General features: G+C 69.2%; 8 protein-coding genes. 3 read left to right on the top strand and 5 right to left on the bottom strand.

All coding sequences use genetic code 11. The annotated features are described in order from the left end of the window. The 3 genes from Acy02nite_RS37120 to Acy02nite_RS37110 all read left to right on the top strand — a co-directional run. A partial coding sequence (locus Acy02nite_RS37120; RefSeq protein WP_239175533.1) for an arabinan endo-1,5-alpha-L-arabinosidase occupies window positions 1-1,307 on the top strand: 1,307 nt, incomplete at its 5' end. A gap of 123 nt (window positions 1,308-1,430) precedes the next feature. After that, window positions 1,431-1,730, top strand: coding sequence for a GlsB/YeaQ/YmgE family stress response membrane protein (locus tag Acy02nite_RS37115; RefSeq protein ID WP_203752224.1), 300 nt, complete (start codon window positions 1,431-1,433; stop codon window positions 1,728-1,730). A gap of 38 nt (window positions 1,731-1,768) precedes the next feature. Then, the gene (locus Acy02nite_RS37110) at window positions 1,769-2,230 is read left to right on the top strand and encodes a YdeI/OmpD-associated family protein (protein ID WP_203752221.1); all 462 of its coding nucleotides are present in this window, start codon (window positions 1,769-1,771) and stop codon (window positions 2,228-2,230) included. Between the two features lie 3 nt (window positions 2,231-2,233). On the opposite strand, the gene Acy02nite_RS37105 is transcribed toward Acy02nite_RS37110, so the two are convergent. From Acy02nite_RS37105 to Acy02nite_RS37085, 5 genes are all read right to left on the bottom strand, one after another. Beyond that, entirely contained in the window at window positions 2,234-2,914 is a 681-nt protein-coding gene (locus tag Acy02nite_RS37105) for a GOLPH3/VPS74 family protein (RefSeq protein ID WP_203752218.1), read from the bottom strand. A gap of 8 nt (window positions 2,915-2,922) precedes the next feature. Continuing rightward, window positions 2,923-3,912 carry an acetamidase/formamidase family protein gene (locus Acy02nite_RS37100; RefSeq protein ID WP_203752216.1) on the bottom strand — a complete coding sequence of 330 codons (990 nt, stop codon included), beginning with the start codon at window positions 3,910-3,912 and terminating at the stop codon, window positions 2,923-2,925. Next, complete coding sequence (locus Acy02nite_RS37095) at window positions 3,905-5,311, bottom strand: APC family permease (protein ID WP_203752214.1); 1,407 nt, start codon at window positions 5,309-5,311, stop codon at window positions 3,905-3,907. Before Acy02nite_RS37095 ends, Acy02nite_RS37100 begins: the two co-directional genes overlap by 8 nt. A gap of 197 nt (window positions 5,312-5,508) precedes the next feature. Continuing rightward, the gene (locus Acy02nite_RS37090) at window positions 5,509-5,847 is read right to left on the bottom strand and encodes a hypothetical protein (RefSeq protein ID WP_203752212.1); all 339 of its coding nucleotides are present in this window, start codon (window positions 5,845-5,847) and stop codon (window positions 5,509-5,511) included. An 87-nt stretch (window positions 5,848-5,934) separates the two neighbouring features. Next, on the bottom strand, window positions 5,935-6,678 hold the full coding sequence (locus Acy02nite_RS37085; RefSeq protein ID WP_203752209.1) for an endonuclease I family protein: 744 nt from the start codon (window positions 6,676-6,678) through the stop codon (window positions 5,935-5,937). Between the last annotated feature and the right edge of the window lie 22 nt (window positions 6,679-6,700).

Here is a 6,700-nt window from a genome sequence, read left to right as displayed (position 1 = left end):
GTGGCGCGGGCGTGGCGCGGGGCGGCGCGGGCGTGGCGCGGGGCGGCGCGGCGCGGGCGTGGCGCGGGGCGGCGCGGCGCGGGCGTGGCGGCGCGGCGCGGGGCGGGGCGGGGCGGGGCGTACCGGGAGATTGTTTTGCAGCGTTGCAAAAGCGTCTTGACTTGCGACATGTGATCGTTAACATGGGGGAAATCGAATCGACGTCGATAAGTATCAATGCTCACGCGTCGGCACCCATCCCCGCGCCGGACGTGAGGAACCCGTCCCCGGCGGCTGCCCGATTCCCCGATCGCAGCCGCACTCTCCCGGAAGGCGAATCCCCCATGACGTCTCGCTTCCGCACACTGATCCTGACCGGTGTCACCGGACTCCTCGCCGTGACCGCCGGCGCTTACGGCCTACGCCCGGCCGAGGCCGCGTCCTACCCCAATCCCGGTGTCGTGACCGGCTCGACCGGCGCGCACGACCCGTCGATCGTGAAGAGGCCCACCGGAGGGTATCTTCTCGCGACGACCGGTGACGGCATCACGTTGAAGACCTCGCCGGACCGGACGGCGTTCACCGACGCCGGCAAGGCTTTTCCGAACGGCACCCCGTGGGCCAGCACGTACACCGGCGGCAGTGCCAATCTGTGGGCGCCGGACATCTCGTACCACAATGGCAAGTATCTGATGTATTACGCGGCGTCGACGTTCGGCTCCAGCCGGTCGGCGATCTTCCTGGCGCAGTCGACCACCGGCACGGCCGGGAGCTGGACCAATTCGGGGCTGGTGATCGAGTCGACGACCAGCAGCAACTGGAATGCGATCGACCCCAATCTGACCGTCACCGCCTCCGGCGAATGGTGGCTCACCTTCGGGTCGTTCTGGTCCGGGATCAAGATGGTGAAGATCAATCCGTCGACCGGCAAACGGGCCGATTCCACGATGTACAACGTGGCCGAGCGGTTCGTGAACAGCAAATCGGTCGAGGCGCCGTTCGTGTTCCAGCACGGCGGCTACTACTACCTTTTCATGTCTTTCGACTTCTGCTGCCAGGGCGCTTCCAGCACGTACCGGGTGATGGTGGCCCGGTCGACCTCGATCACCGGACCCTACCGGGATCGTGCCGGGACGCTGGCGACCGCCGGTGGCGGGACGGAGATCCTGGCGACGCACGGAAGCATCTACGGTCCCGGGCATCCGGCCGTGTTCAGCGACAGTGACGCGGATGTGCTGGCCTATCACTACTACACGTCGTCCGGGGCGGCGAAGCTCGGCATCAACCTGATCGGCTGGGACTCGTCGGCCTGGCCCTACGTCTACTAGATCACCGGGCCTGTCCCGGGCCCCCCACCGGCGGCTCCGAACCCGAATCGGAGCCGCCGGTTCGTACGCGTTTGACTCGTCACTCACCATGGGCAAGGTCGGGATGTCGATGGGGAGGAACGCGTGGACACTCAGGACCTGATCGCGGCAATCGTCTTCGGCGCGGTCATCGGGGTGGTGGCCCGGATCGTGCTGCCTGGCCGGCAGAACATCGGGCTGATCGCGACAGTGCTGGTCGGCATGGGCGCCGCTGTCGCCGGCACGTGGGTGTCGTCGCGCTACGACGTGCACAGCAGCCACTTGTTCACGGTGACCGGGCGGACGTTCGACTGGGCCGTCGTCGGCGTGCAGGCCGGCATCGCGGTGGTCGGCGTCGCGATCGCGGCGGTTCTGGCGAAGACGTTCTCGACCGACCGGGACTGATCACCGGCCACGGCACGGAATCGGGTTACCGTGTCACCGTGGCCGAGACCTTGAAGCTGACCCTGACGCTGGAATCGCGTGGCCCGGCCGGGGCGTTCCTGCTCTCCGACGAGCAGGTCGCCGCGGTCGGCGGCGGCAAGAAGGCGTTCCCGGTGCGGGTGACCGTGAACGAGGTGACGCTGCCGCTGCGCCTGGCCCGCATGGGCGGGGAGAACATGATCGGCTTGGCCAAGGCGGCACGGGCTAAGGCCAACGTCGAGATCGGTTCGGCGTACGCCGTGACGATCGCCGCCGAGGCCGCCGAACGCACCGTGGAAACGCCGCCGGACCTGGCGACGGCGCTCGCCGGGGACGACGAGGCGAAGACCGCGTACGACGCGCTGGCGTACTCGCATCGCAAGGAGTTCGTCCGCTGGATCACCGAGGCCAAGCGCGACACGACCCGGGCCGACCGGGTCGCCAAGACGCTGGAGATGCTGCGCGCCGGCGAGCACCGCTGACCCTCACATCGCGGCTGTGGCCAGGTCCTGGACGACGGCGAGGACGGCGGCGGCCACCGCCGGGGCCCGGCCGACCGGGTGACGGGACGGCCGGGCGCGTTCGGGCAGCTCGGCCATCACCTTGAGCAGCAGCGGCTCGACCTCGGCCCGGGTGCCGCGCAGCAGAGCGCCGTGCAGGCCCAGCGCGGAGACCAGGCCGCACAGGCAGTCGGCGTCCGGGGTGGGCTGGTCGCGGCCGTCCATGCGGTAACCGACCTTGGCGCGCACCCGGACGGCGACGCCCTCGTCGGCGATCTCGTACTCCTTCTTGCGCCACCGCCGTGCGGGCAGTTCCACGATCAGTCCGCGGTGGACGAGGGCGGCAGTGGTGCGTTCGTACAGGCCGGGCGCCGCGGACCGGATGAGCGCCGGCAGCGCCGGGCCGGGCGTCCTGGCCATGATGATCGCGAGGACGTCGTCGGTGACCGGGTCACCGGTGCTCTCGCGCTGGTGCCAGTCCGGCACGACGGTCCCGGACTCGATCGTCACCCGTTCGGCGATGAGCAGGTCCATCACCGTGGCGCCGGCCAGGCCGGCGGCGAGGGCCGGCACGTGCAGGCGGGGTTTCATGTGCCGGGTCTCGTCGTGAGCGAGGACGAAGAACTGCTCACGGACGAGGACCGGGTCGAGTCCGGGGCGTCGCACTTGTGCTCTCAGCCGTTCCGTAGCCGTTCGTGCACGCCGCCGTAGGCGACAGTGCCGGGCAGGTACCTCTTGTCGATGGCCGCGCTCATCACGTACTGCGGGTCGACGACGTTGCCGGCCCGCGCGCTGGTCGTCTGGGAGACGAGCTGGTACGCGTCGAGCAGGTCCAGCCCGGTCAGCGACGCGACGTGGCGCACGAGATCGTCCTGGCTGATCCGGAACGCGTCCTCCAGCGGCCGCGCGGCGCCGAGCGAGACGAGCTGGTCGTCGGTCTCCAGCCGCGGGGTGCCGGTCGGAACGCCCTTGATCACGTCGACCACGACGGTCACGTCCATGGCGACCTCCACGGCCACGCCGCACACCTCGCCGTCGCCCTGCCGCGCGTGCCCGTCGCCGAGCGCGAGCAGCGCCCCGGGCACGTTGACCCCCAGGTAGAGCGTGGCGCCCGGGCCGAGCAGCGGCGTGTCGAGGTTGCCGCCGTGCACGTCGGGGACGATCGTCTGGCGGACCTCGTTCGCGGCCGGCGCGACGCCCACGGTGCCGAGCATCGGGGCGAGCGGCAGGTCGACGGTGAAGTCGCTGCGGCGGGCCCGGTAGCGCACGGTCTGCGCGTCCAGGTCGATGTCGTAGAGCCACACCCGCTCTTCGAGCGGTTCCTGGAGGGTACGGGTGTAGCCGGTCGACGTGAGCGCGCCGAAGTGCGGGAACGTCGAGGAGATGCCGAAGCTCGACGCCGGGGTCAGCGACACGACGTGCACCGCGAGGGTGTCCCCCGGCTCGGCGCCCTCGACGTGCAGCGGGCCGGTGACCGGGTTCAGGTACGGGAACTCGCACACCTGGCTGGGCAGGTCGTCGACGGTGCGCACCTTGCCGCCGAAGCAGTCGAGCGTGCGCAGGGTGATCGGCGCGCCCGGCTTGACGGCCGCGATCGCCTCCCGCCCGCCGAACGTGTATCCGTACTGCCCCGGGTCGGCCGGGATGTGGATCGGGTCAGACATTCTCCACCGCCTTGGGGGTCGTGGCCGGCTCGTCGTCGCCGGGCACCTCGGGCAGGCTCGGCTTGCGGCCGGTGGCGAGCAGCACGACCAGGATGACCGCGCCGACGCCGAGCCAGATCAGGCCGACGGTCTGCGCGAGCAGGCTACCGTTCCAGATCACCGCGATCAGGACGAGCGCGCCGACCGCCGGGACGACCACGTTGCGCAGGACGCCGCCCTGCCGGCCGTTCTTGACCCACTCCCAGATGACGCAGACGTGCAGCACCACGAACGCGATCATCGCGCCGAAGTTGACCAGGGCGCTCATCAGCGTGATGCCGTCGTCGCGCGTGGCCATCCACAGACCGATGACCAGCGAGACCGCGGCGGTGGCGAGGATCGCGTTGGTCGGCACCGAACGGGTCAGCGACACCCGGGAGAGGAACTTCGGGAGCTGTCCGTCGCGGGACATCGCCATCAGCAGGCGGCTGGTGGCCACCTGGGCGACCATGTTGTTCGCGATGCCCCAGGCCAGGGCGGTGGCGAGCGCGGTGAGCGTGCCCAGCCAGTGGCCGCCGGCGACCTCGGCCGCGTCGTAGAAGGCGGAGCCGGTCGCGTCGCCGTTGGCGATCAGGCCGGCCGGGTCGGGCACGAGCAGCGCGGCGACCCAGGTCTGCGCCACGAACAGCGCGGCGACCACCAGCAGCGACACGTACATGGCGCGGCGGATCGTGCGGGCGCCGTCGGCGGCGTCCTCGGCGAGCAGGCCGAGCGCGTCGAAGCCCAGGTAGGAGAGCATGCCGATGGAGACTCCACCGAGGATCAGCGACCAGGTGAAGCTGGTGCCGTTGTAGAACGGGTCGAGGCTGAAGCCCTGACCCTTGCCGTCGGCGAGCGCCTTCAACCCGTACCCCAGGAAGATGATCAGGATGACCAGCTCGGCCGCCAGGAAGATCCAGTTGAGCAGCTTGGTGGTCTTGATCCCGAGCACGTTGGTGACGGTGTTCGCCAGGACGAAGATGACCACCCAGGCCCAGACCGGGACGCTGCCCACGATCGAGTTCATCGCGGCGCCGGCGACCAGCGACAGCAGCAGCGGGATGCACACGTAGTCGAGCAGGATCGCCCAGCCGGTGAGGAAACCCGCGGCCGGGTCGATCGCGCGGCCCGCATAGCCGTAGACCGAGCCGGCCACCGGGTATTTCTGGACCATCACGCCGTACGAGGAAGCGGTGAGGATCATCGCGGCGGCACCGACCACGTAGGCGAGCGCGATCATGCCGCCACTGGCCTGGAAGACGCCGCCGAAGATGCCGAACGGCGCGATCACCACCATGAAGACCAGCCCGTAGGCGACCAGGTCGCGAATGCGCAGCTCACGTCGCAGTTGCTGCTGATATCCGAACTTGTCGATGGACATTGGCGCGGAAACACCTCTTCCCCGCGAGAGGTACGGACGCCGCAGATCCACAATGGACTGTGGCATGACAGTGACTCCGCGTGCATTGCGGAGAGCGAGGAAAGTAAATACCTAGATCACCCCGGCCGCAAGACCGCAACCGCAACTACCGAGGTTGCGTTCTTGTCATCCCGCCGAGGACTCCCGGAAACGCGACGTCAGAGGCTGCGGCGGCGCCACGGCCAGCGGGCGGGGCGGCGGTAGAGCTCGTTGAGCCGGTCGTCGACCACCGTGCGCACCCCGGCGAGCGCGATCACCAGCATCTCGCGCAACCCGGCACAGGTACGGCAGGGCTCCCGCTCGCACTCCTGCCGATGCTCCAGGGCCGTCATCACCAGGCGCTGCGCCAGCATGCCGGAAACGTGCGCGCGCTGCGCCCAGGCCGGCCGATCGTCGATGTGCGCGCGCCACTCCTCGACATCCTGATCGGTCACCCCGTACAGCTCAGCCGCCTTGCTGACCTGCGCCAACGAATTCTGAACATCAGCTTCGGCCACAGCGGACTCCTCGCGCCCTCGGAGCAACCAGAACCGAATCCTATCGCCCCCAGTGGACGGGCGGCGCCGGAGACGCCGCCCGCGCGATCAGCCGTAGATGTCGTCGACCCATTCCGGATGATCGATGAACGGGTTCCGGTTGTGCTGCCAGTGCTCGAAGATCGCGTCGTTCCGCCGCATCTCGGACGCGTCCGGCGGGTCCGCGTCGTTCCACGTCAGCAACGTCGAGATCCGCCCGTGGCGTGGCTCCGTGCTCCGGATGATCGTCCTGTTGTCGGGTTCCAGGTCCGGTCCGCCGTCGCCGCCCTCGTAGCGCACCGCCATGTAGAAGATCATCCGGGCGATGTCACCCTTCACTTCCTCCCGCGGTTCCCAGGAGTCCCGGTCGATTCCGCTTCTCGGCTCGGTCTTCGCGGGCCCGTCGCTCTCGTCGAAGTCGAGGTTGCTGCGCTCCCGGTTGATCGGCACCTTCGACGGGCGCAGGTGATGCACATCGGTCCCGGCCCCCGGGTCGATGCCGAAGTTGCCGTGGGACTTGGCCCAGACGTGCTCACGATTCCAATCCGTGTCGTCTGGGCCGTGCTGGCTCCAGGGAATGCTCTTCCTGGAATAGATGCAGATGACGTTCCCGGGTTTGGCCGGATCGCGGTCGGTGTCCTTGAGGATGTCCCAGACCTTCGGATACTTGAAGACCGTCACATTGGTCGAGATGATGTCGTGCAGCGCGTCCTTGAGCGCTGCCCCGTGCTTGCCCTGCGCCGCCGCGTAGTAGTTCACGGGCGGCGCGGCGGCCGCCGGTGCTTGCGGGACGGTCGAAGCGAACAGCCCCACCAGGACAGTTGTCGCGAGTACC

Origin of the sequence: Actinoplanes cyaneus (assembly GCF_016862095.1) — a bacterium.
Classification (GTDB): domain Bacteria; phylum Actinomycetota; class Actinomycetes; order Mycobacteriales; family Micromonosporaceae; genus Actinoplanes; species Actinoplanes cyaneus.
Note: the sequence above shows the minus strand (reverse complement) of the source record. Positions and strands in the feature narration are given on the sequence as shown.